At 47.5% G+C, this 629-nt stretch carries 1 tRNA gene and 2 rRNA genes; all 3 read left to right on the top strand.

What is annotated here, in order from left to right:
• A 16S ribosomal RNA gene (locus J1779_RS00100) occupies nucleotides 1-84 on the top strand; the annotation flags it as partial.
• A 142-nt stretch (nucleotides 85-226) separates the two neighbouring features.
• A tRNA-Glu gene (locus J1779_RS00095) sits at nucleotides 227-302 on the top strand.
• A gap of 223 nt (nucleotides 303-525) precedes the next feature.
• A 23S ribosomal RNA gene (locus J1779_RS00090) occupies nucleotides 526-629 on the top strand; the annotation flags it as partial.

The following is a 629-nucleotide window of genomic DNA, read 5'->3' as shown; positions in this document are numbered from 1 at the left end:
GCGCTTACCACTTTGTGATTCATGACTGGGGTGAAGTCGTAACAAGGTAACCGTAGGGGAACCTGCGGTTGGATCACCTCCTTACCTAAAGATACGCATTGTGCAGTGTCCACACAGATTGTCTGATGAAATTAATGAGCAAGAGCACCTGTTGATGCGGTAAGGGCAACCTTACGCTGATGCGAAAAGTGCCAAACCACGGCGTGGTCTGGTGCGGATTTTTCGTGTCCCCATCGTCTAGAGGCCTAGGACACTGCCCTTTCACGGCTGTAACAGGGGTTCGAATCCCCTTGGGGACGCCACTCCGATAATGTGTGAAAGACATTATCACCGAATATCTTAAAGATGACTTTAACGAGTCGTGTTTAAGATATTGCTCTTTAACAATCTGGAACAAGCTGAAAATTGAAAGTTTACAGCTGAACATCACTCTCCGTAGAAGTACTGAGTGGTGGATTAGTCTGTAACAGAGTCTCTCAAATAATCGCAGCGCGACGATGTCTTTAAGACACCTTCGGGTTGTGAGGTTAAGCGACTAAGCGTACACGGTGGATGCCTAGGCAGTCAGAGGCGATGAAGGGCGTGCTAATCTGCGAAAAGCGTCGGTAAGGTGATATGAACCGTTATAA

The sequence above is a fragment of the Rahnella rivi genome, from assembly GCF_019049655.1.
In the GTDB taxonomy this organism is placed as follows: domain Bacteria; phylum Pseudomonadota; class Gammaproteobacteria; order Enterobacterales; family Enterobacteriaceae; genus Rahnella; species Rahnella rivi.
Note: the sequence above shows the minus strand (reverse complement) of the source record. Positions and strands in the feature narration are given on the sequence as shown.